Raw genomic sequence first — 22,595 nt, 5'->3', positions numbered from 1 at the left:
TCTCAATGACCCACAGATCGGCAGCAGCCTCAGGCAGCGCAGACGCGTGGATGGCACTCAAGGGATATGCTTGATGACGGTCGAAAGAAGCAACCTGCCTCCGCTGTCGAGGCTGACGATGGACAACTGGCCGCAGGCGAGGCGGTTATGAGTGTAAGGGACGAAAATATGGGTAAGGTCACAGGGTTTCTTGAAATCGACCGGCAGGTGGCGAAGTATCAGCCTGCTTCGGATCGCATCCGGCATTTCCGCGAATTCACGATCCCGATGTCGGACCAGGAAGTACAGAAACAGGCAGCGCGCTGCATGGACTGTGGCATCCCCTATTGCCATGGGCCGACCGGTTGTCCGGTGCACAACCAGATTCCTGACTGGAACGACCTCGTCTATAACAACAACTGGGAAGCGGCGATCCAGAACCTGCATTCGACCAACAACTTCCCGGAATTCACCGGCCGCGTCTGCCCCGCCCCTTGCGAGGAAGCGTGCACGCTGAACCTTGAAGACACGCCGGTTGCGATCAAGACGGTCGAGCAGGCGATCGCCGACAAGGCCTACGAGCTCGGTTTCATCCGCCCGCAGCCGGCCACGGTGCACACGGGCAAGAAGGTGGCGATCATCGGTTCCGGCCCTGCCGGCATGGCGGCTGCGCAACAGCTCGGCCGCGCCGGCCACGAAGTTCACCTCTATGAGCGCGAGTCGAAGCCCGGCGGCTTGCTGCGCTACGGCATCCCTGATTTCAAGATGGAGAAGAACTTCATCGATCGCCGCGTCGAGCAGATGAAAGGCGAGGGCGTCACCTTCCATTGTGGCGTCAATGTCGGCGTCGACGTGAAGGTCGAGCAGCTGCTTTCGGATTATGATGCCGTGCTCTATTGCGGCGGTTCGGAAACGCCCCGCGAAGCGGGCATTCCGGGCATCGAGCTTGCCGGTGTCCACGATGCGATGCCGTACCTTGTGCAGCAGAACAAGCGCGTCGGCCGCGAAAACATCGACAGCGTCGGCTGGGCATCTGACCCAATCCTTGCAGGCGCCAAGCATGTCGTCGTCGTCGGCGGTGGCGATACCGCGTCTGACTGCGTCGGCACGGCGTTCCGTCAGGGTGCCGTGAAGGTTACCCAGCTCGACATTCGCCCGCAGCCGCCGGAGAAGGAAGACAAGCTCGCCGTCTGGCCGTTCTGGGCGACGAAGATGCGCACCTCGTCTTCACAGGCAGAAGGCGCCATTCGCGAGTTCCAGGTTGCAACGCTCGAGTTCGTCGGCGAAGATGGCGTGCTGACCGGCGTGAAGTGCTGCGAAGTCGACGAGGGTCGCAAGCCGATCGCCGGCACGGAATTCATCATCAAGGCCGACCTCGCCTTTATAGCGATCGGCTTCAGCGGTCCGTTCAAGGACAGCGTGTTGAAGGAGCTCGACGGCAAGCTGACGCTCAATACCGACCGTCGCGGCTCGACCAACGTCGTTGCCAACGACCGCGACTACAAGACCTCGGTCGACAAGTTCTGGACGGCGGGCGACGTTCGCCGCGGCCAGTCGCTGGTCGTCTGGGCCATCCGCGAAGGCCGCCAGGCCGCCCGCGCCATCGATGAAGCCCTGATGGGCTCGACGGTCCTGCCGCGGTAAGCAATGCCGTTTGATGAATGGAGTTAGGGCCGCTTTATGCGGCCCTTTTCATGCCAAGGACGGGCTTTCGTCTCACGTTGCCTATTTGATAGAAACCTGCTCCGCGGGCTTCATCGGCGCCATGCGGTAGTCATCGACGCGACCGGCTGGGGGAGGCGCCATCTCGCCGTCCTGAACCAGCATGTCGCGCGGTGACTTGGTCACGCTGACCGGTAGGGCTCTGCCGCCGAGAAGCTCCGCGCCGCCATCGAGGTTCGGGTCGGAGAGGCTGATCGGTTCGGTCCGGCCCGGTGTTGTAAGAGTGTCGATCGTGGGCGCGTTGCCCGTGTCAAGCCGGACGAGGTCGGGGCTTGCCTGAATGCCGAGGATACGGCGCACGGGCTTCTCGACATAAAAGGCGAGCTTGCGCCGGCCGGCCTCGGTCAAGTTGATTCCGTCTGACGTGCGCAGGCGCACCTGCTGGCCGTTGATATCCGAGCCAGTGACAATGAATTCACCGCCTTCGCTGACGAAGCCGTCCCAGATGTCAACGAACTCGCCGCCGACGCTCTCCATCTGCTTGCGGAACAGCTGGTTGAGCTGCACTGCATCGGCCGTCATCGCAGGCGAATCGAAGGCCGGCAGGCCGACCCACAGGAGCGGGATCTTTCGGCCGGTGACCTGCTTGCCGAAGTCGACGACACGGCGCTGATATTCGACATACCAGCCGTCGGTCCTGAATTTTTCCTTGCCTACATCCGTTACCATCTGCTGGCGATCATTCGCGCCAAGCATGACGATGACCATGGCGGGCTTCGCCTCGTCCATGAACTTCGTCAGCTGTTGTGGCCAATCATAGTAGTCGTCTCGCACCAGACCGGAGGCGACGTTGCTGTGCGTCTCGATGACGATGCCGGGAGAATCCTTGAACGCGGCATCCATGCCGACGCCAAGACCGCCGGCGAGAAAATCGCCAACGACAAGGATCTTCTGAGCGTTGGCAAGTTTCTCGACCACCTTCTCTTCAACGACCACGGGAGCGGCTGGGCGTGGCGCTGCAGCCGCCTTCGGCGCCGCCTTCCTCTTCGGCGCAGGCTGTCGCTGCGGCGCGTTCTGAGACGGTGCCTGTCGCGGATATTCCTGGATGTAGCGACGACCAAGGAAGAAGTCGAGAATGGAGCGGCGATAGTAATAGCGCTCCTGCGCATCGGCCACGTGCACCGGCAGCGCGCTGAAGACAAGCACCAGTGTCGCGGTGCCGATCGCACCCCAGCGGCGCGTTGCCCGGTTTACTCGTTTACGCATAGTCAGCAGCCTCGCATCTGCCGGCATTCTCGCATGGAGCATGAAGGCGCGTCCACACCCTAAGATACATGTCGTCGATTTATTCTTCTTATTTGCGAAGCGCGTTCAAGAGCGGCAGCGATGGCTCGCCGTCCTGCTGCATTCCAATACGGGCCTGGACCGCCGCAATGGCTGCCTTCGATCCGCTGCCGAAGTTGCCGTCGACCTCGCCGTCATAATAGCCGAGCGTCTTCAGGCGCGTCTGCAGTTCGAATTTCTCCTTGACGTCGAGCGTGCCACCCGGGCGCGGCCAGCGCTGCTTCATGCCGCCATAGCCGGCGATCTCGTCCGCCAGCAGCCCGACGGCGATCGCATAGCTGTCCGAGGCGTTGTAGTTCTTGATGGTGAAGAAATTGCTGGTCATCAGGAAGCCTGGGCCATCGGGACCAGCCGGCATCTTGAGGACGGCGTTGCTGCCGCCTTCGCGGAAGCCCTTGCCGCTCGGCCGTGTCAGGCCGAGGGAGGCCCACTGCGCCAGCGAGTGGGTCTTACCGACCTGCTTTCGCGCGTTCGGCGGTACGACGACCTCGTACCCCCAGGTCTTGCCCGCGTCCCAGCCGTTCTTCATCAGCAGGTTGGCGGATGTCGCCAGGGCATCGGGCACGGAGTTCCAGATGTCGCGATGACCGTTGCCGTCGGCGTCGACCGCGTAGAGCAGGTAGCTTGTCGGAATGAACTGGGTATGGCCCATGGCGCCGGCCCAGGAGCCGGTCATGCCATCCGGGGAGATATCGCCGTTCTGCAGGATCTTCAGTGCGGCGATCAGCTGCTTCTTGGCGAATTTCGCGCGGCGTTCGTCGGCGTAGGCGAGCGTCGCCAAAGCGCGCGGCACATAATGCAGGCGGTCATCCTTGTCGAGAACTGCGCCATAGTTGGACTCCATCGACCAGATGGCGAGGAGAATCGTCTTGTCCACACCGAATTGGCGTTGGATCGCATTCAGTGTCGAGGCATGCTTGGCAGCCATCTGACGGCCGATCTGAACCGTGTACGGATTTACACGGGAATCCACGTAGTCCCAGATTTTCGTTGTAAATTCAGGCTGATAGGCCGCCTTCTCGAGCACGGTCGGGTCCGGATCGCTGACGCCTGAGAAGGCTTTGCGATATGTTGCCTTGCTGATGCCATTTTGAGCGGCAGTTTGATAGAAGTCCGCGATCCACTTCTGGAACCGCTGATCGGCTTTCGCGTTGAGGGGAGCCAGACCGGCGGACGCGGTCACGATGAGTGCGATAGCAAGACCACGAAGGGAGTTTCTGTGATTTTGAGTCATCGGCGGTCATCCGTCCTTTCGTTTCAGGCACAGCAGAGCGCGAAATTCCGCTCAGGCCTGAGACTACCTGAACGAAGTCAACAAATTCTTTACCATGACGTAGGAACGCAGTCACCATTTGCAAAACCGTAGTAAATCTCATCTAGTCCAATCAAGAATGCCTTTTATTTCAAGCGGTGTAATCATCGCAGGAGGATTGTGTGGCAGAGCATAAAAAAGTTCGCAAAGCTGTATTTCCGGTTGCGGGTCTCGGGACTCGCTTTCTCCCGGCCACGAAAGCCGTGCCGAAGGAAATGCTGACTGTCGTCGACAAACCGATCATTCAGTATGTGGTCGACGAGGCTTTGGAAGCGGGCATCGAGCATTTCGTTTTCGTCACCGGCCGTAACAAACACATCATCGAAGACTACTTCGATATCCACTTCGAGCTCGAGCAGACGCTGCGCGAGCGCAGCAAGCAGGCGGAAATGACGCTGCTTGCCGGCCAACTTCCCAAGGCCGGTACAGTCAGCTTCACCCGCCAGCAGGAGCCGCTCGGTCTCGGCCATGCCGTCTGGTGTGCCCGCGAGATCGTTGGCAATGAGCCATTCGCGCTGCTGCTGCCCGACATGATCATGAAAAGCGAAGGCAAGGGCTGCATGAAGGGCATGATCGATCTTTATGCCCATAGCGGTGGCAACATCGTCGCTGTCGAAGAGTGCGCGCCCGATCAGGCCCACAAATACGGCATCGTCGGCGTCGGCGAGGCGATCGGGGATGGCTTCCGCATCACCGGCATGGTCGAGAAGCCGGCCAAGGGTACAGCGCCGTCGAATTACTTCATCAACGGCCGCTACATCCTGCAGCCTGAGGTCTTCAAGATCCTCGAGACGCAGGAACGCGGTGCCGGCAACGAGATCCAGCTGACCGACGGCATGCTGAAGCTGCTGAAGGATCAGGCCTTTGCAGGCTATCACTTCCGCGGGACGACCTATGACTGCGGCGCCAAGGACGGCTTCATCCTGGCGAACGTAGCGTTCGCACTAGAGCGTGCGGACATCCGCCCAACCGTCGAGGGCGGTTTCAAGGAACTGCTGAAGGGCCTCTGAAGCAGGCCCGCCGCCTAAACGAATTGCGTCCGCCTTCAAGTCTCCCACTTGGAGGCGGATTTCGTTTCAGCGCTTCAGCTTGAGGCCGACACCGGCTCGCCACTGCTCGGAGTCGCTGCTCGTCTTGCGAGACGTCAGTTCGTAGCCGATCGTGCTGGTCAGATCGAGGTAGCGGTTGATATTCCAGGTCAGACCGGCGCCCGTGGCGTAGACCGTTTCGTCGCTGGTCGGGCTATCCGAGGGGTAATCGCGGTAGGTGATGCCGCCAAGGACAGTGCCTGTCAGATTGTCACGCAGCTGATGCGTGACGGCCGTCGCCAAGGCATGGGAAACGTAGCCGGATTCACCGGCGGTCGTCGACGGGTTGATGCTTGTCAGCAGGCCGATGTTAACGTCGGTGCCTCTGAGCGGCGACCAAAGGAGTTGAGCGTCCACCACGGCCGCGTCGATATCCGCAAGGCGCGGATCGTCGAAGGTGGCCGTCTCGTAGCCGAGGCCAACCTCGCCGCGAAGCTTTTCGCCCATATCGAGCTCGACGCCGACTTTGGCGCCATAGCTATCCCCCGACCGCCGGAAGCCAGCCGAATCAACTCTCTCGTCATAGACCGTCGTGCCGACATTGGCCTCGATGAAGGGGATGAGCGCGGGAGAAAGCTCGTAGCCGATACGGCCGCGGATCGTGCCGCTGGTCTGGTTGCGGTCGCCCAGTGAAATCGTGGTGCCGTCCGATAAGGTGGCGTCGGAATAGATCGCGCGGCTCAGATCGATGCCGGTACTGCCGCGCAGGATGCCGAAGTCGCGCTCGATCGAGGCGCCGGCGCTGAATTCCTGGACGTCCGATTGCTCGTCCGCGTTCTGCACGGCATTCGGATCATCGGTGTCTTCGCGGTAGAAATGGTAGCCGCCGGTAATGTGTGCCGTCGTGTCCTGCGGAAGATCAAGGCGCAGATCGCCGATGATCCTGAAATTAGGCTGTTCTTCGCCTTCGCCGCTGACGTTCTTCTGCCAGGCGCCGTCGGTGGTCACCAAGAGCTGGTGCAAAGCCCAGTCGGACGTCAGCGTCGTGTGCATGTCCGTTTCGAGGAACGCGCGCGTCTGCTTGACGCCGCCATCGTTCTGCGTCTCGGTGTTGATGCTCTGGGTAACGGTGGGACGCAGCACGAAGGTACCGATGCGGATGCCGGGCGTTTCCTCGGTTGCCGGGTTCGGCTCCGGCTTGCGGGGCGGCAGCCGCTCGTCAAGCGGCGCCTCGCGCGTGTTGAGGCGCATCATGTCCTCGTCAAGGATCGCCCCGGTGGTTTCATCGCTCGGCTTCTGATCGGGCGCTGCAATGGCGGCGGTGGTGGCTCCTTGCGCGTTATCGGCCGCTGACGTGGTGCCGTTAGACGGTTTTGGGATATCGCCTTCATCCTCGGTCGCCGCACCAGGCAGCGTAGTGGACGAGCGTATCGAGCTGTTTGGTGTCGGCGTCGACTGCGCAAATGCGGCTTGGGAAGCAAGGAGAACGCCTGCGGTCAGAGCCATGGATACGGCAAAGCCCGCCGCACGGAGCGGCGTTAGACTGCTCGTATCCTTCCAATGGCCCATGTCGATCCTGGCATGCTTCGAAGCGTTACCCGAACGTAACGCCTATTGCTGTTTCACATACACAACGCAAAACCGCTAAGCGTATGAAAACAAATATAAAATACACGCTGTATATATGCAGCTAACTATGCCGGGCAAACGTTATTTTATGGTTAACCGTTCGTAAAAAAAGATATGGCGCGGGTGTTTTCGATGGAGAGCGCCCGCCCATCTCGGGACGCAGTGCGGCGTTGTGAGATTCTCCGCTGAAGAACATCCGCAAAGTCGGTGGTAGATTGTATCGTGCACAATTCCACAGCGACATGGCACGCAGGTTTCATTTCGCATACTAACAGAGGGAGAGAAATTATGCTGCACAGACACGCCCTGTCCCTCGCGATCGGCATTGGCCTCACGAGTGCCTGTCTTCTTTTCGTTGAACCTTTGGCGGCTGCCGATCAAGATCCGTGGCCCAGCACCAAAGTTGGAGAGCCTACCCCGAAAGTCGAGGGGATGCCGCCCGAGTTGGCAAAACGCCTGGCTAACTTTGACGACCTCGATTTCCGCGTCTACACCGGCCAGCAGTGGGAGGACCTTCATAAGAGCCACGCCAAGGACATCACCGTGCACTATCCGGACGGTCACACCACCAAGGGCATTCCGGATCACATCAAGGAGCTGGAGTTCATGTGGACATTTGCTCCAGATAACCGGATTACCGAACATCCTGTAAGGTTTGGCACAGCCGACGCCGAGTGGACTGCTGTGATGGGATTTCTTGACGGCACCTTTACCAAGCCTATGACCCTGGCGGATGGAACTGTTATTCAGCCGACAGGTAAAACCTACCATCTACCCATGGCAACGTTAGGGCGTTGGAACAAGGAGGGTACGATGGACGAAGAGTATCTGTTCTGGGATAACGCAACCCTCATGACACAAATCGGGGTTGGTAAATAGGCGTTTTCAAGTTCGGCCGCACGAGTGTGAAGGTTTTCGCTCACTCGGATCTCACCTCGATCAGCTGCGCGTCGATCACTATAGGCTGATCCGCTGCTAGCGCTGTCGTTGTGCTCATCGAGCGCGTTCAGCAACGCAGACCAATCCTGCCTGTGGGTGAATCTACATCGACACTCTGCTTCGGCCGACCCCATCCCCGGTTCAACACGGCCACCGCCGCGTTTACTCGGCTGGTTTCGTTCTTTCCATAAAGCGCGACATCTACAAGAACATTGAGTATCCCGCTTCGTGTCGGCCTTTGCAGCCTCCTTCACATCTGGATCGACTGGTGTAACCATTCGTTGCGACGGCATCCCTTGAGGATCAGCCGATGGACTCGGCCAGTGAAAACCGCTAACGCAGTGCCATGATCAAAAGAGCGGTAAATGTCATCGAAAACGGTGTTATTGAGTCTGCAAAGCGGACGATCGGCACCGAGAGGCGGGCGCTTGAAGCCCTGGAGCGAGCTTTTGACGGCGGCCTCACCGAGCCTTTCATGCGAGCCGTCGAGATGATCACCGGGATCACCGGTCGCGTCATCGTTACCGGTGTCGGCAAGAGCGGCCATATCGGCGTGAAAATCGCGGCGACACTGGCTTCAACCGGAACGCCGGCGTTCTTCGTCCACGCTGCCGAGGCCAACCATGGCGATCTCGGGATGATCGGCACGACGGATGTCGTTCTTGCCCTTTCCAAGGGCGGAGAAAGTGCTGAGCTTCGCAGCATCGTCGCCTATACGCGTCGGTTTTCGATTCCGCTGATTGCCGTCACTTGTTCCGAGAAATCGTCACTCGCGACTGCCGCCGACATCATCCTGCTGATGCCGAACGAGGAGGAGGCGTGCCCGCATGGCCTTGCGCCGACAACGTCGACTTTGATGCAGCTGGCGATGGGCGATGCGCTGGCAATCGCCCTGCTCGACGCGCGCGGTTTTTCTGCCCGCGATTTTCATGTCTTCCACCCAGGCGGCAAGCTCGGTGCGAGTCTCAGCCACGTCGCCGACATCATGCATACGGGTGATCGCGTGCCATTGGTGGCGAAGGGGACGTCGGTGCCGGAAGCCATCTCGACACTCTCGCGCAAACACTTCGGCTGCGTCGGGATCGTGGAAGGGGACGGCCGTCTCTGTGGTATCGTTACCGAAGGCGACGTGGCGCGCAACCTCACGCGCAATCTCTCCGAGCTGCTGGTTGACGACATCATGACGCGCACGCCAAAGACGGTGAAGCCGACGGTGCTTGCAACGGCCGCGCTTGCGATGCTCAACCAGCACAGCATCGGCGCACTGATCGTCGTCGACGACGACAACCGCCCGATCGGGCTCGTGCACTTCCATGATCTGCTGCGGATCGGAGTGGCCTGATCAGGCCGCTTCCACGGTTAGATCGCGGCCGCTGCTTGCCACCACTTTTACCTTGGTGCCGATGGGCAGGTCCGGGCCGCTGACGCGCCAGATCGTATCGTCGAGGCGAATGCGGCCGCGCCCTTCGCGAATGGGCTCCGCCAGCGTTGCGGTGCGCCCGACGAGGCTTTCGGCCCGCTGATTCAAAAAAGGCTGATCCGTCTCGCCGTGCCGCAGGGTCAGTTTGCGGCCGATGAACGTTGCCACGACGGCAAGCAGCGCAAACAGGATGGCCTGAACCTGCCAGAACCAGAAAAAGCTGTCCCAGAACAGCAGCGACAGCATGCCGACGACCAAGGCAGCAAGGCCGATCCAGACGAGGAAGAAGCCCGGTGCGATCAATTCTGCCGCCAGCAGCACCAGGCCGGCGATCCACCAGCTCCAGGGTCCGAGTTCCGCAACAAGGCTGGCAATCATGGCTCAGCGCTCCGTGGACGGGTGGAACGGGTTGACGGGCGGTGTGGTGCGCTGCGCTGGGCGCGGCGCCGGCGGAGTCGGATTGTCGCCAAAGACCTCCTTGGCAATCGCGCCAATGCCGCCGAGCGATCCGATGAGGGAGGACGCCTCGACGGGCATCAACACGACCTTGGAATTGGCGGCGGTGCCGATCGAGGCAAGCGCTTCGGTATATTTCTGCGCAACGAAATAGTTGATGGCCTGGACATTGCCTGATGCGATCGCTTCGGACACCATCTTCGTCGCCTTGGCTTCTGCTTCGGCGAGGCGCTCGCGAGCTTCGGCGTTGCGGAAGGCCGCTTCGCGTTGGCCCTCGGCCTGGAGGATGGCGGATTGCTTGGCGCCTTCGGCGCGAAGGATCTGGGCATTTCGGGCGCCCTCGGCCTCAAGCACCTGCGCGCGCTTCTCGCGCTCGGCCTTCATCTGCCGCGCCATGGCGTCGACGAGGTCGCGCGGCGGTTGAATGTCCTTGATCTCGACGCGCGTCACCTTGATGCCCCAGGGCTGCACAGCATCGTCGACGACGCGCAGAAGGCGGTCGTTGATCACGTCGCGGTTCGACAGCAACTCGTCGAGATCCAGGGAGCCCATCACGGTGCGGATGTTCGTCATCGTCAGGTTCAGAATGGCATTCTCGAGCTGCGCGACCTGATAGGCGGCCTCGGCGGCATTGAGGACCTGGAAGAAGGCGACGGCGTCGGCCGAAATGGAAGCGTTATCCTTGGTGATTACCTCCTGGGTCGGCACGATGAGAACCTGCTCCATGACGTTCATGCGGGCGCCGATACGCTCGATGAAGGGGGTAATCAGGTTGAGGCCGGGTTCCAGCGTGCGGGTGTAGCGGCCAAAGCGCTCGATCGTGTAGCGGTAGCCCTGCGGCACCGTCTTGATCCCGGCAAACAGGACCAGGATGACGAAGACCACCAGCGCAATAACGACGATATCAAAGCCGCCCAGAACCATAAAACTCCCCCGCGATAGAATCGACTGACACAACCTTAGACGAGCCGACCTGAAACGCCAGTATCTTCAGCCGGCGAGACCGTTTGGTCATGGATTCGATATGGGATGTCGGTTGGCTATTCACAACGGGGCCGCTTTGGCCTAGAAGGCGCGCAGGAAATACCGGTCGCAGCCCACCCGGTCAAAACAAGGGATCCTCATCATGAAGACTATCGTCATCTGCTCCGGCGGATTGGACTCCATTTCGCTCGCCCATCGCGTGGCGGCGGAGCATCAGCTTATCGGCCTGCTTTCCTTCGATTACGGACAGCGACACCGCAAGGAACTGGACTTTGCGACAGCCTGCGCCAAGCGGCTCGGCGTGCCACACCAGATCATCGATATCCGCACCATCGGGCGGCACCTGACGGGATCGGCGCTGACCGACGACGTCGATGTGCCAGATGGCCACTATGCCGAAGAGACGATGAAGGCGACCGTGGTGCCGAACCGGAACGCAATCATGCTGGCAATCGCCTTCGGTCTTGCCGCGGCTCAAAAGGCAGATGCCGTGGCCGTTGCCGTGCATGGCGGGGATCATTTCATCTATCCCGATTGCCGCCCGGGCTTCATCGATGCCTTCCAGGAAATGCAGAACCAGGCGCTTGAGGGCTACGCCAGCGTCTCGCTGCATGCACCTTACGTCAACATCTCGAAGGCCGATATCGTTGCCGATGGCGCGAAATACGGAACGCCCTTTGCCGAGACGTGGTCCTGCTACAAGGGCGGTACACGCCATTGCGGGCGTTGCGGCACCTGCGTGGAGCGGCGTGAGGCCTTTCATCTCGCTGGCGTTGCCGATCCCACGGAATACGAGGATCCGGATTTCTGGGTGGCGGCAACATCAGGCTATTCGGCCAGGGAGGTGAAGTGATGTTTCGCATCACCAAGGAGTTCCACTTCTCCGCATCGCATCAGCTGACCCATTTGCCCGCCGATCACCAGTGCGCGCGGCTGCACGGACACAACTACATCGTGGTCGTGGAGCTTGCGGCTGCCGAGCTCGACGAGAACGGCTTCGTGCGCGACTATCACGAGCTTTCGCCGCTGAAGCGCTACATCGACGAGCGCTTCGACCATCGGCACCTGAATGAGGTGTTCGGCCATGACCGCGTGACGTCGGAATATCTCGCCAAGCACTTCTACGACTGGTGCAAAGAGTGGCTACCGGAAACCTCGGCCGTGCGCGTCAGTGAAACGCCGAAGACCTGGGCGGAATACCGGCCATGAGCGGGGTTCGCGAGACGCAGATCCGCGTCAGCGAGATCTTCGGGCCGACGATCCAGGGGGAAGGCATTCTGATCGGCCTGCCGACCGTCTTCGTTCGCACCGGCGGCTGCGATTATCGCTGTTCGTGGTGCGACAGCCTGCATGCGGTCGACAGCCAGTATCGCGAACAGTGGCTGCCCATGACGGTCGATGGCATATGGGAAGAGGTGACAAGGCTCTCCGGGGGCAAGCCGCTGATGGTGTCGCTCTCCGGCGGCAATCCGGCGATCCAGCCGCTTGGCGGTCTGATCGCGCACGGGCATGAGCGAGGCTACAGGTTCGCGCTGGAGACGCAGGGCAGCGTCGCCAAGGAATGGTTTGCCGATCTCGATGTCTTGGTGCTGAGCCCCAAGCCGCCCTCGAGCGGCATGGCAACCGACTTCGATGCCTTCGAGAACTGTCTCGGGATGGCCGCCGATGGACCTGAGATCGCCCTGAAGATCGTCGTTTTCGACGATCGCGACTACGCCTATGCCCGCGAGGCGGCCACCCGCTATCCCAATTTGCCCGTCTATCTGCAGCCGGGGAACCACACGCCACCGCCGCCTGATGACGACGATGCGCGCGTCGACATCGATGGCATCATGGACAGGATGCTGTGGCTCGTCGACAAGGTCACCGAGGACCGGTGGTTCGAGGCACGGGTACTGCCCCAACTGCACGTTCTGCTCTGGGGCAACAAGCGCGGCGTCTGACGATCAAGCCCAGCCGAGCAGTTCGCGACGGACGACTTTCTCCAGCACCCGCATGCCGTCCTCGCTGTCGTTGAGGCAAGGAATGTGGGTGAACTTCTGGCCGCCGTGCTCATGGAAGGAGTGGGCGGCCTGTTCGGCGATTTCCTCCAACGTCTCGAGACAGTCGGAGACGAAGCCGGGGTTCAGCACGGCGATCTTCTTGACGCCGTCCTGCGCAAGTTTCTCGACCGTCTTGTCGGTGTAGGGCTGCAGCCACTCTTCAGGCCCGAAGCGGGACTGGAAGGTCACCATGAACTTGTCTTCCGGCAGCCCCAGCCGTTCGCGCAGCAGCCGGCCGGTCTTCTGGCATTGCCAGTAATAGGGATCGCCCTGCTCTGAATAGGAGAGCGGGATGCCGTGGAAGGAGGCAAGCACCATGTCCGGTTGCCAATCCAGCGCCGCCAAATGGTTCGTTACCGAATTGGCCAGAGCCTCGATATAGGTCTCGTCGTCGTGGTAGTCGGGGACGGTGCGAAGCGCCGGCTGCCAGCGCATCTTGAGCAGCTGCTGGAAGGCCTTGTCGTTGACCGTCGCCGTCGTTGCGGCGGCATATTGCGGGTAGAGCGGGAAGAGAACAATGCGGTCGCAGCCTTCGTCTTTCAGTGCCTGGATGCGGGACGGGATAGAAGGCGTGCCATAGCGCATCGCCCAGTCGACTTTTACGTTGGGCAGATCCTTCAGGCGCTCGGCCATCAGATTTGACTGGTTGCGGGTGTAGGTGCGCAGATAGCTTTCGTTCTTGTCCTTGTTCCAGATCGTCTCATAGGCTTTGCCTACCTTCTGCGGACGCGTGTTGAGAACGATGCCGAACAGGATCGGATACCACTTCCAGGGCGACCATTCGATGACGCGTTTGTCGGTCAGGAACTCCTTCAGGTAGCGGCGCATGGAGGCGTAGTCGGTGCCATCGGGCGTGCCCAGATTGACGAGCAAAACGCCCACCTTGCCTGATTTCACCGGCGGATGGTCCGCCGGGCGGTGCGCAGTATCAACTGTCATTTGAACCCCGGTGCTCGTCTGGTCTGCCGGCTCGTATGCGGCCGGGCTTCGATGGTTCACCCTATAGAAACAAAAGCCGGCCCGGGAAACCCCGGACCGGCTTTCAGGATCGAGACAAATCGTCTTACTTCGACGGTATCTGCAGTTCCTTGCCGATCGTCAGATGGCGTGGCGCCGGCGTGCCGTTGGCCTCGGAAATCCTCTTCCAGAGCGCACCGTCGCCATAGAACTGCTCGGCAAGATCCCAGAGCGTATCGCCAGCCGCGATGACGTGGTTGGTCGGCGTGTTCGGGGCAAGCGCTGCGGGAGCTTCGGCCGTCGATGCTGCCGGAGCCGTGGCGGGTGCCGATGTCGCCGGGGAGGCAGGCGCAGCGGGCGCGGCCTCGGTGGTTGCCGGCGCTTCGGTTCCCGAGGCCGCAACCTCGGTCACGCGGCCGTCCGTATAGGGTTTGTAGGGCGAGTGCGCAGCCAGGTATTCGGCGGTCACGTCGGCAAGGTCCGGTCCGAAGTCGTAGGCGTTCTTACCGGCCGTCTCGAAGATCGAATAGCCGTCGCCACCTGCGCGCATGAAGTTGTTGGTGACCACGCCATAGGTCTTCGCGTCGTCGAGCGGCACGAAGGCATCGCCTTCCTTGACGTCGACCGATACTACACGGCTGCCAGCGGGCTTGGCTTTGTCGAACGTGTATTTCAGGCCCGACACCTGCGGGAAGCGGCCGGCACCCTCCTCGATCTTGCCGAGGCCGTTTTCCAGCGCCTTGCGGATATCGGCGCCCGTCAGCTGGAAGGTGGCAAGCGTGTTCTGGAACGGCAGCACGGTGATGACTTCGCCCTGAGTGACGTCGCCGGCATCAATCGAGGCACGCAGCCCACCGCCGTTCTGGATGGCGATGGTCATGCCCTGGCTTTTGCCGCGCTCGAGCATGGCGTCGGCTACGAGGTTGCCCATCGAGCATTCCTCGACGCGGCAGACGGTGCGGTCGCCTTGGATCGGGGCCTCGCTGGAGCCAATGACCTTCTTGCGCAGCTCCTCGATCGGCTTGGCAAGTTCGGCGATCCTTGCGGTCAGCGTCGGATCGGGCGTGAAGGAAGAATCGATCAGGATCGGGTCGCCCTTGGCTCCCTTGACGACGCCGTTGTCATCGAAGGTGACGACGATATCGCCGAGATACTTGCTGTAGGACGCGGCCTGGACCACCGGCACCTTGTGGCCGTCGGGATTGTCGACCATCGTCGGGTAGGGGCCTTCGGCCTTCGGGTCGGTATTGGACAGCAGGCTGTGCGAATGGCCGCCAACGACGACATCCACGTCAGGAATCTTGGCGATGGCTGCGAGGTCGCGGGGATAGCCGACATGGGTCAGAGCGATGATCTTGTTGACACCCTCTTTCTTCAGGTCTTCGACGGCTGCCGTGATGGTCTGCACGTCGTCGGCGATCATCACCTTCGGACCGGGCGAGGAGAGTTCCTCCGTGTCGTTGGTCACGGCGCCGACGATGCCGATCTTCTGGCCGCCGACGTCGAGCACCAGCGAAGGCTTGATGCGGTCGCCGAGCTTCGAGCCGTCGCCGGCCAACACATTGGCTGAAATGACAGGGAATTGCACCTTGTCGAGGAAAGTTGCCAGGCCATCCTCGCTGTCGTCGAACTCGTGGTTGCCGACGGTCATCACGTCGAACTTCATGTCGTTCAGCACTTCGGCTTCGGCAGCACCCTTGTAGGTCGTGTAGAAAAGCGAGCCCTGGAAATTGTCGCCGGCATTGAGCAGCAGCACGTTCTTGCCATCGAGAGCCTGTCGGCGCTGGTCGATCGCGGTCTTCAAGCGCGCCGCCCCCCCGAAGCATTCCTTCTTGCCCTCTTCCTCGGCCGAGCAGGTGGAATCGAACTTGTTGATCGGTTCGATGCGCGAATGGAAATCGTTGATATGAAGAATATTGAGTTCGTAATCGGCAAAAGCGGCGCCGCTCGACAGCGCCAGCATCGACGCGGTCAGCAGACCGAATTGAAATGATTTCGTCATCCTGCTCTCCTGATTTTTTGGGCGAAGCCTTTGACCCCTGCGCTGCGCCGTCCCTACGTGATCGATGTTTTCACCTAGCACTGGCAGCGGCAAGAGAAAAAGCTGTGACAGCCTCGACGCTTTCCAAGAGCGGCAAACAAAAAAGCCCCCACAAAGGGGAGCTTTCGTCGTTCGGTGCCGGTGGACCTTTACATGCGGCGGCTCAAGGTGAACTGCGCCCCGGCATCCGAGGTGCAGTTCAACTGGCTCTGGGTCACCAGCGCGCAGTTGACCTTGGACTGCGTCTTGCGCACCAGCGACGTCATGTTGATCTCGACGAGCGACGGAGAGGTGTTCACATAGGTGCCAGAAGCGAGAAGCTGGTTGCTGTCGGTCGTGCGGGTGGTGAACGTTCCCGCCTGGAAGGTCGAGATGATGCCGTTCGGATCCGCCCATGAGCCTTCAACGCCCGTTGGAGCCGGATTTGCGGCGACCGGCATCGGGCGTGGCGACGACATGGTGCAAGCAGCCAAGGCTGCGGCAGCGCCGAAAAGGGCAACGAGGGTTCTGATTTTCATGAGCTTCTCCCGGCGATCGGAACGAAAACTATCCGTGTGGTTGTAGAAAGACATGGCGCGGGCTCGGCGGGAAGGCAAGTCTCCAGCCAGAGGCGGCGGCATTTATACAGCAAGCGTTACAAAAATGCCCGCCTTGCGGCGGGCATCTTCGAATGCGGTGGGGCTAAGATCAACGAACGAGGATGTTCTTGAACTGCCACGGATCCTTGGTGTCGATCTCTTCCGGGAAGAGCCCCGGGCGACCGTCCAGCGGCGTCCAGTCGGTGTAGTGACCTTCGACGGGTCCGAGGTATTGCGTCTGCACCTCGAGGCAGCGCTTGTAGTCGATCTCGTCGGCTTCAACGATGCCGGCGTCCGGGTTTTCGAGCGCCCAGACCATGCCGGCGAGAACAGCGGAGGTCACCTGCAGGCCGGTGGCGTTCTGGTAAGGAGCGATACGGCGGGTTTCTTCCAGCGACAGGCGCGAGCCGTACCAGTAGGCGTTCTTTTCGTGGCCGTAGAGCAGGACGCCGAGTTCGTCGATGCCGTCCTCCAGTTCGTCCTCATCGAGAACGTGGTGAACGGGCTGCGATGTGCCGCCATTGCCGAACATTTCGTGTAGCGACAGCACGGCGTCGTTGGCCGGATGATAGGCGTAGTGGCAGGTCGGGCGGAACGTTGCTTCGCCATCCTTGTCGCGAACCGTGAAGTAATCCGCGATCGAGATCGACTCGTTGTGGGTGACAAGGAAGCCGTACTGTGGGCCGGGCGTCGGGCACCAGGTGCGGACGCGGGTATTGGCGCCCGGCTGCTCGAGGTAGATTGCCGCCTTGCAACCCTTCTTGTGCTTCTTGCCGTTCTTCGGCATCCAGTTTTCGTGAGTGCCCCAACCGAGTTCGGCCGGCTGCAGGCCTTCGGAGATGAAGCCTTCGACCGACCAGGTGTTCCAGAAGACGTTGAGCGGCTTCGGGTGCTTGGTGCGCTGCGTGTCACGTTCGGCGATGTGGATGCCCTTGACGCCGACCTTCTTCATCAGCTTCGCCCAGCCTTCGCGGTCGTGCTGATCCGGCTCCTCGAACTTCAGGCCGATATCGTTGGCAAGATTGACGAGTGCCTTCTTGACGAACCACGAGACCATGCCCGGGTTGGCGCCGCAGGTCGAAACGGCAGTGGCGCCGCCCGGGTTCTTCGCCTTTTCCTTGCGCAGGGTTTCGCGCAGCGCGTAGTTGGTGCGGTCGGCATTTTTCATGCTCTTGTCGAAATAGAAGCCGAGCCAGGGTTCGACGACGGTGTCGATGTAGAGAGCGCCGAGCTTGCGGCAGAGCTTCATCAGGTCGACTGACCCGGTATCGACGGAAAGATTGACGCAGAAGCCTTGGCCGCCGCCTTCGGTCAGAAGCGGCTTCAGCAGCTCCTTGTAGTTGTCCTTGGTGACATGCGACTTGATGTGCCTGACGCCGTGCTTTGCCATGATTTCGGTGTGATCTGCATCGTCGCGCGGGTCGATGACTACCATCCGGCTCTTGTCGAACTTGAAGTGGCGCTCGATCAGCGGCAGCGTGCCGCGGCCGATGGAGCCAAAGCCGATCATCACGATCGGGCCGGTAATTTCGGCATATACCGGGTGGGTCTGTTCCGTCATTCTTTTCTCCTGTGGAAGGCGACGAAGGCGATGAGCCCTAAGAATTCATCTGAAATGGCGCAGATAATGCAAAGTGACCGGCTCTAACCATAAAACCGCGTCACAATAAAGAGCGTTCGGGCCGGGAACACAAATATCAGGCAGGAAAGAGGGCGTCTGCGAGCGCCCGAAGCTTGGCGGCGAGCTCTGCCTTCTGCAAGGTCAGGCCCTTGTAGGCCGCCTGCTGCTCATCGAGGCCATCCAGTTGCGCGGCGAAACTTGCGGCGAGTTTGCCGGCATTCGGATGATGGGCGATGGCCGTGATGGGATCGACATAGACGCGGATGGTGAAGAGGATATCGCCCGACGCCGGCAGCCTGCGCAGTGTCTGACGCTCGACACGCGCGAAGCGCTCGGCAAGCGTGAACGGTTCGGCAGACGGCGGGCGACGGTGCTTGGAAAGCGGCAGGAAGAGATCGTCGGTGACGTTGACGGACCAGTTCAGCCGCTCGACCGGCTGCGAGACCTGCAGATTGTCGAAGATGCGGGTGATGAGCGCCGCGTTGCGCGTCCCTTCGCCGAAACCCGGCACATCGGCATGGATTGCCTGTATCGGGCGGCCGAACTTTTCCTTAAGCGACCAGGAAGACGGGAAGGCAACGAAGCCGGCGACGAGATGCCAACCGTCTTCCTCGCGACGCATGATGACGAGATCGTCCTGCACCAGCAGACCGGCGCGCAGCAAGGGAGGGGCGTCCTGGTCGGCGGCATCGGCAATGCTGTGGGCGAGCTCCGGATGGCATTTTGAAAGGTGAACCTGCAGGAGATCGAAGACCTCCTGTTGCGCCTCCGCGGTCTCCTCCTCGGCAACGAAGATCTCGTCGCGATGGGTCTCGATCAGTCGTCGCTTTTCACCGGTATAGCGACCCCAATCGCCATCCGGTTCGATCCAGCGGGCAAGATCGAGTGGCATCAAGCCGATGGTGAACGGGCGCGCGGAGCCGTCATAGGGCGTGTAGGTCGCAAGCGTCATGACCGCACTCTATGCCGTCAACGTCCCCTGATGGAAGACCATCCGCCACTGACCGTCGGCATCATGGTGCCAGATGGAGCTGCGCAGCGATCTGACGGGTGGACCGCTCGTGGTGGACCGCGCCGCCCTATAGGTGACGAGCGCCAGGTCGGGAGAGAGCAATTGCATCTCGAGATCGGTCAACGTGCGCGTTGTACCATCCGGCGGCTCGGTGAGCAGGGTGGCGATGATGTCCTCATAGAGATACAGGCCGCCGGAAGCGCCGATCTCCCGAAAGTCGGGCGAGAGAAGAGATTCGAGCGCAGTACGCGAATTGAGCACCTCAGGCTCGAACAGCCGTTGTTCCAGAGATTGAAGATGTTCGCTGAGGTCGCTCATGCCACTCCCACGTTGGTGCGTTCAGTCTTTCAAAATATCCAATCCCGCCGCCGTCGTGGTGATGGCGACCTCGGTGATATCGTATTCGGCTACGCCATGGATGGTGAAGGGGTCTTCTGCAACATAGGCCTCGATTTCGGCGCGCTGACCGAGCGAAAGGATAACACCGCCGGTGCGCGGCACCTTGCGGCCAGAGCCAAGAAACCACCCCTTTGCGTAACCTTGCTTCACCCAGGCCAGATGGCGCTCCATGTATTTGTCGGCTTCCTCGGTCGGCTTCACATAGGTCAGGGCGAGGATGAACATCGCAGAATTTCCTTTCAGGGTGTTGCGTTCTGACGCATGTGAATATTCAATTGGCGTGCAGCCATCCATATTCTTTTTAGAATTCTGCTCCAAACTGCGAACCGTTAATTTCAGCACGCCCGGAACAATCGGATGAACCAGATATCTGAGCGGCTTGCCGAATTGCAGGAAGACAGCGCCGTCCTGATCGCCGTGTACGATGAGGAAGACCGGTTGCGCTATGCAAACGCGGCCTTTCGTTCGACTTACGCCTTAGAACCTGACGAGACGCCGTTGTGGTCGGAACTCATGCGCCGCAACACGCGAGCGGGCAAGGGCACGATCATTCGCACAGCCGATTTCGAGACATGGCTCGTTTCCGCACAATCGCGCCGCGGCAAGCTGCCGTTCCGGGCATTCGAAACCGACGTCGTCGACGGCCGCTGGTTCTGGATGACCGAGACGGTGCAGAAGGACGGCTGGATGCTCTGCATCGCCAGCGACATTACGCATCTGAAGCAAAGCGGGCGCGACGTGCGGCAGGACCGTGATTTTGCGCTGCGGGCCTCGCAGACGGATGAACTGACGAGCATTTCCAACCGTCGTTTCATGATGGCGGCGTTGGAAAGCCTGATAGCACGTCAAGACTCGGCCAATGCAGGCGTCATCGGCTGCATCTGCATCATCGATCTCGACTTCTTCAAGCGCATCAATGACATCTATGGCCACCAGTTCGGTGATGATGTGCTGATCGATTTCTCGCGCCGCCTGCAGCCGGTCATCCGCCGACGCGACAGCTTCGGGCGGATCGGTGGCGAGGAATTCATGCTGATCCTGCCGGATACCACGCTGGCGCAGGCTGAGCTGATCGTCGACCGCATTGTCAGGATGGTGCGCGGCGCCCGCCCCATACCGACGGTACCTTCCTTCAGTTACACATGCTCGGCGGGACTGGCGGAGTTGCGGCCCGGCGAGACGGCGCGCGAAGTCTATGCCCGCGCCGACGAGGCCTTGTATAACGCCAAGCAGAGCGGCCGCGATCGGCTGAAGATCGTGGCCTAGCCGACGAGCCGGGCCAGGATCAGTCCACGCAACGAATTGCCCACATAGAGTTTTCCAGCTGTCAGATCTTCCACAGAGAGGCGTCCAACGCGTGCCTTGCGCTGGCAGATCAGTTCTGTGCGCAGCACGCCGGCCAGCAGGCCGCAAGAAATTGGAGGCGTGCGTAGCGTGCCGGATCCGTCGTCGAGGAAGACGGAGGTGATCGTGCCTTCGCAGACTTCGCCACGTTCGTTCAGAAGCAACATCTCGTCGGCTTCGCAGGTCGCGCATTCGGCGCGTGCGGCCTCGTAGACACCACGGCGCGTGGTCTTCAGCCGCAGCAATCTGTCAGTGGAATCGAGACGGGTGTCGGCGATCCTAATCTTCCATTCGGTGCCTGCCGGGGCCGGCACGAAGGGAGCCGAGGTCACGTCGATGCGCCCCAAGCGATCAAGCGTCAGCCGCACGCGCAGAGCCGTCGTGGCGCCGGCAACGGCCTCCTCCAATTTCGCACCAGCATTCGTGGTGTCGGGAAAGCCGATGCGACGGGCGGAGCGGGAAAGGCGGGCAAGATGCAGGCGCAGCCGTACGAAGCCGGCTTCCGGTTCCCAGCGCAGCGTTTCGATCAGCGAGAAATCGGTCATCACGCGATCTCCTGATCACCGATGGCGAAGCGCGCCTTCAGCAGGCACTCCTCGTACTCAGCCTCGGCAGTCGAATCGAAGACGATGCCGCCGCCGACATTGAAGACGGCCTTGCCGCCGGCAAACAGGCTGATGGTGCGGATCGCGACGGAGAAGCGCATGGCGCCGCTTGGCGAAATCATGCCGATCGCGCCGCAATAGGCGTCGCGCGGCACGTCTTCCAACTGGTGCAGGATCTGCATGGCGCGGAGTTTCGGGGCACCGGTGATCGATCCGCAGGGAAAGAGCGCGGCGAAGATATCGCGGATTTCGAGATCAGGAAGAAGTCTCGCCTGCACGTGGCTGACCATCTGGTGCACGGTTGGGTAGGTCTCGATGTCGAAGAGCTTGGGAACGTCGAGCGTGCCGACTTGCGTGATGCGCGAGATGTCGTTGCGCAAGAGGTCGACGATCATGCGGTTTTCGGCCTGGGTTTTGATATCCTCGCGCATCGCGGCAATGATCGCGGCGTCCTCGACGTCGCTCGCTCCGCGTTTTGCCGTCCCCTTCATTGGGTGGGCTTCGATCCAGCCTTCCTCGTCCGTGCGGAAGAAGAGTTCGGGCGAGCGCGAAAGGAGGACTGGGCCGCCGAGATCGACAAGCGCGCCGTATTTCACCGGCTGCCGTTCGATCAGGGACCAGAATGCCGCGCGCGGATCGCCACTCCAGTGGGCGGTGATCGGCATGGTAAGGTTCGCCTGGTAGCAATCGCCCTGGCGCAGATGCCAATGCAGGCGGTCAAAGCGTTGCTTATAAGTGACGAAATCCCAGCCGGCCTTGGGTGCACTCAGGAATTCCTCGTTCTCGCTGCGCTGCTTCGGCTGGGCAAGCGGCTGGGTATCGGCCCGTGGGGCATCGAAGACACCGAAGGCGAGAAGCGGCGTTTCCCGACCTTCCCTCGTGAAGGCCGCCATCTTTTCCTCGAAGAGGTAGCCAGCCTCATAGGCCATGTAGCCTGCCAGCCACTTGCCTGCGGCTTTTGCCTCTTCCATCCGGGCAAGTCCCGCAAAGACCTCGGCCCGCGTCCGGGCGATGATGATCTCCGACGGATCGGAAAAGAGCATCACTTCCCCGGTCGTGTCGTCCCGGAAGAGGATGTGTGGCTCAGAAATTGTCATCCGCGCTCCCGTCTGCTGACATCGATTGCTCTGGATTTCCTCATTCCTGTGACAAGCACAGGAATGAGGAAGAAGGGGCTACCTTCATCGTTCCTCGTGAGCGTCGCAGACAATGCCAGTCGGTCGCTCCGCCAGCCGGAACAAGC

Annotated in this window: 22 protein-coding genes; 8 read left to right on the top strand and 14 right to left on the bottom strand. The window is 60.9% G+C overall.

What is annotated here, in order from left to right; all coding sequences use genetic code 11:
• Nucleotides 1-168: 168 nt before the first annotated feature.
• Nucleotides 169-1,623, top strand: a complete 1,455-nt coding sequence (locus ACSQ9D_RS15520; protein WP_436282946.1) for a glutamate synthase subunit beta — start codon at nt 169-171, stop codon at nt 1,621-1,623.
• Between the two features lie 81 nt (nt 1,624-1,704).
• On the opposite strand, the gene ACSQ9D_RS15515 is transcribed toward ACSQ9D_RS15520, so the two are convergent.
• Together ACSQ9D_RS15515 and ACSQ9D_RS15510 are read right to left on the bottom strand one after the other, a co-directional pair.
• Complete coding sequence (locus ACSQ9D_RS15515) at nt 1,705-2,934, bottom strand: SGNH/GDSL hydrolase family protein (protein WP_436283847.1); 1,230 nt, start codon at nt 2,932-2,934, stop codon at nt 1,705-1,707.
• 61 nt (nt 2,935-2,995) lie between these two features.
• A complete protein-coding gene (locus tag ACSQ9D_RS15510) occupies nt 2,996-4,219 on the bottom strand; it encodes a lytic murein transglycosylase (protein ID WP_436282945.1) in 1,224 nt (407 codons plus the stop codon).
• A 200-nt stretch (nt 4,220-4,419) separates the two neighbouring features.
• On the opposite strand from ACSQ9D_RS15510, the gene galU reads away from it, so the two are divergent.
• Nucleotides 4,420-5,307 (top strand): UTP--glucose-1-phosphate uridylyltransferase GalU, encoded by an 888-nt coding sequence (galU, locus tag ACSQ9D_RS15505; RefSeq protein WP_436282944.1) that lies wholly within the window; start codon nt 4,420-4,422, stop codon nt 5,305-5,307.
• A gap of 66 nt (nt 5,308-5,373) precedes the next feature.
• Here the strand turns inward: galU and ACSQ9D_RS15500 are convergent, their stop codons facing one another.
• Nucleotides 5,374-6,894, bottom strand: a complete 1,521-nt coding sequence (locus ACSQ9D_RS15500) for an outer membrane beta-barrel protein (RefSeq protein WP_436282943.1) — start codon at nt 6,892-6,894, stop codon at nt 5,374-5,376.
• A gap of 348 nt (nt 6,895-7,242) precedes the next feature.
• On the opposite strand from ACSQ9D_RS15500, the gene ACSQ9D_RS15495 reads away from it, so the two are divergent.
• Nucleotides 7,243-7,833, top strand: coding sequence for an ester cyclase (locus ACSQ9D_RS15495; RefSeq protein WP_436282942.1), 591 nt, complete (start codon nt 7,243-7,245; stop codon nt 7,831-7,833).
• A gap of 406 nt (nt 7,834-8,239) precedes the next feature.
• Complete coding sequence (locus ACSQ9D_RS15490; protein ID WP_436282941.1) at nt 8,240-9,235, top strand: KpsF/GutQ family sugar-phosphate isomerase; 996 nt, start codon at nt 8,240-8,242, stop codon at nt 9,233-9,235.
• Here the strand turns inward: ACSQ9D_RS15490 and ACSQ9D_RS15485 are convergent, their stop codons facing one another.
• Entirely contained in the window at nt 9,236-9,691 is a 456-nt protein-coding gene (locus ACSQ9D_RS15485; protein WP_436282940.1) for an NfeD family protein, read from the bottom strand.
• A 3-nt stretch (nt 9,692-9,694) separates the two neighbouring features.
• A complete protein-coding gene (locus ACSQ9D_RS15480; RefSeq protein ID WP_436282939.1) occupies nt 9,695-10,693 on the bottom strand; it encodes an SPFH domain-containing protein in 999 nt (332 codons plus the stop codon).
• A 202-nt stretch (nt 10,694-10,895) separates the two neighbouring features.
• On the opposite strand from ACSQ9D_RS15480, the gene queC reads away from it, so the two are divergent.
• From queC to queE, 3 genes are read left to right on the top strand one after another with little or no spacing between them, the layout of a single operon-like run.
• Nucleotides 10,896-11,606: a 7-cyano-7-deazaguanine synthase QueC gene (queC, locus tag ACSQ9D_RS15475; protein ID WP_436282938.1), complete on the top strand. Its 711-nt coding sequence runs from the start codon at nt 10,896-10,898 to the stop codon at nt 11,604-11,606.
• Nucleotides 11,606-11,962 carry a 6-carboxytetrahydropterin synthase QueD gene (gene queD / locus ACSQ9D_RS15470; protein ID WP_024318207.1) on the top strand — a complete coding sequence of 119 codons (357 nt, stop codon included), beginning with the start codon at nt 11,606-11,608 and terminating at the stop codon, nt 11,960-11,962. The genes queC and queD overlap by 1 nt, the downstream gene beginning before the upstream one ends.
• Nucleotides 11,959-12,696 (top strand): 7-carboxy-7-deazaguanine synthase QueE, encoded by a 738-nt coding sequence (queE, locus tag ACSQ9D_RS15465; protein ID WP_436282937.1) that lies wholly within the window; start codon nt 11,959-11,961, stop codon nt 12,694-12,696. Before queD ends, queE begins: the two co-directional genes overlap by 4 nt.
• A 3-nt stretch (nt 12,697-12,699) precedes the next feature.
• Here the strand turns inward: queE and hemH are convergent, their stop codons facing one another.
• The 7 genes from hemH to ACSQ9D_RS15430 all read right to left on the bottom strand — a co-directional run bounded on the left by hemH (nt 12,700) and on the right by ACSQ9D_RS15430 (nt 19,628).
• On the bottom strand, nt 12,700-13,734 hold the full coding sequence (hemH, locus tag ACSQ9D_RS15460; RefSeq protein ID WP_436282936.1) for a ferrochelatase: 1,035 nt from the start codon (nt 13,732-13,734) through the stop codon (nt 12,700-12,702).
• A gap of 124 nt (nt 13,735-13,858) precedes the next feature.
• Complete coding sequence (locus ACSQ9D_RS15455) at nt 13,859-15,754, bottom strand: 5'-nucleotidase C-terminal domain-containing protein (protein ID WP_436282935.1); 1,896 nt, start codon at nt 15,752-15,754, stop codon at nt 13,859-13,861.
• 188 nt (nt 15,755-15,942) lie between these two features.
• The gene (gene omp10, locus ACSQ9D_RS15450) at nt 15,943-16,311 is read right to left on the bottom strand and encodes an outer membrane lipoprotein Omp10 (protein WP_436282934.1); all 369 of its coding nucleotides are present in this window, start codon (nt 16,309-16,311) and stop codon (nt 15,943-15,945) included.
• Between the two features lie 169 nt (nt 16,312-16,480).
• Nucleotides 16,481-17,932, bottom strand: coding sequence for a homospermidine synthase (locus ACSQ9D_RS15445; protein WP_436282933.1), 1,452 nt, complete (start codon nt 17,930-17,932; stop codon nt 16,481-16,483).
• Between the two features lie 136 nt (nt 17,933-18,068).
• Nucleotides 18,069-18,944, bottom strand: a complete 876-nt coding sequence (locus ACSQ9D_RS15440; RefSeq protein WP_436282932.1) for a heme-dependent oxidative N-demethylase family protein — start codon at nt 18,942-18,944, stop codon at nt 18,069-18,071.
• A 9-nt stretch (nt 18,945-18,953) separates the two neighbouring features.
• Nucleotides 18,954-19,322, bottom strand: coding sequence for a DUF4440 domain-containing protein (locus tag ACSQ9D_RS15435; protein ID WP_436282931.1), 369 nt, complete (start codon nt 19,320-19,322; stop codon nt 18,954-18,956).
• A 21-nt stretch (nt 19,323-19,343) separates the two neighbouring features.
• Nucleotides 19,344-19,628, bottom strand: a complete 285-nt coding sequence (locus ACSQ9D_RS15430; RefSeq protein ID WP_436282930.1) for a YciI family protein — start codon at nt 19,626-19,628, stop codon at nt 19,344-19,346.
• A 132-nt stretch (nt 19,629-19,760) separates the two neighbouring features.
• On the opposite strand from ACSQ9D_RS15430, the gene ACSQ9D_RS15425 reads away from it, so the two are divergent.
• Nucleotides 19,761-20,669 (top strand): diguanylate cyclase domain-containing protein, encoded by a 909-nt coding sequence (locus ACSQ9D_RS15425; protein ID WP_436282929.1) that lies wholly within the window; start codon nt 19,761-19,763, stop codon nt 20,667-20,669.
• On the opposite strand, the gene ACSQ9D_RS15420 is transcribed toward ACSQ9D_RS15425, so the two are convergent.
• Both ACSQ9D_RS15420 and ACSQ9D_RS15415 read right to left on the bottom strand, forming a co-directional pair.
• Complete coding sequence (locus tag ACSQ9D_RS15420; protein ID WP_436282928.1) at nt 20,666-21,292, bottom strand: aminotransferase class IV family protein; 627 nt, start codon at nt 21,290-21,292, stop codon at nt 20,666-20,668. The genes ACSQ9D_RS15425 and ACSQ9D_RS15420 overlap by 4 nt on opposite strands.
• Complete coding sequence (locus ACSQ9D_RS15415) at nt 21,292-22,449, bottom strand: aminodeoxychorismate synthase component I (protein WP_436282927.1); 1,158 nt, start codon at nt 22,447-22,449, stop codon at nt 21,292-21,294. The genes ACSQ9D_RS15420 and ACSQ9D_RS15415 overlap by 1 nt, the downstream gene beginning before the upstream one ends.
• Nucleotides 22,450-22,595: the final 146 nt, after the last annotated feature.

Origin of the sequence: Rhizobium sp. LjRoot258 (assembly GCF_964254185.1) — a bacterium.
GTDB lineage: Bacteria > Pseudomonadota > Alphaproteobacteria > Rhizobiales > Rhizobiaceae > Rhizobium.
The sequence above is the reverse complement of the archived record's forward strand: the minus strand, read 5'-3'. Positions and strand labels throughout refer to the sequence as shown.